Annotated in this window: 1 protein-coding gene; it reads right to left on the bottom strand. The window is 73.2% G+C overall.

The genetic code is table 11. The features are described 5' to 3' along the window. Nucleotides 1-11: 11 nt before the first annotated feature. A partial coding sequence (locus tag ACLZOT_RS50585) for an SDR family NAD(P)-dependent oxidoreductase (protein ID WP_416976067.1) occupies nucleotides 12-362 on the bottom strand: 351 nt, incomplete at its 5' end.

The raw sequence follows: 362 nt of genomic DNA, 5'->3' as shown, positions 1-362 counted from the left end.
GGCGGCGCCGACTACCAGGGCATCGCCACACCGCCGTTAGGGCGCAGGATCTGCCCCGTGGTGAAGGACGACGCGTCGGACGCCAGGTGCAGCACCGCGTGCGCGATGTCCTCCGGTTCGCCGACCCGGCCCAGCGGGGACATCCGGGCCATCAGCGACTCGGTGTGGGTCTGTGCCGCGGTGTCGTGGCGGTCGGTCATGGGGGTGCGGATCCAGCCCGGGGCGACCGCGTTGACGCGGATGCCGTGCGGGCCCATCTCCGTGGCCAGCGTCTTCGTCAGCTGCACGACGGCCGCCTTGGCCGCGCCGTAGCAGAGCAGACCGGGGCCTCCCGTGTCGACGGCGCCCGAGGCCATCGTGAC

Source organism: Streptomyces sp. 4F14, assembly GCF_048159485.1.
Lineage (GTDB): Bacteria > Actinomycetota > Actinomycetes > Streptomycetales > Streptomycetaceae > Streptomyces.
The sequence above is the reverse complement of the archived record's forward strand: the minus strand, read 5'-3'. Positions and strand labels throughout refer to the sequence as shown.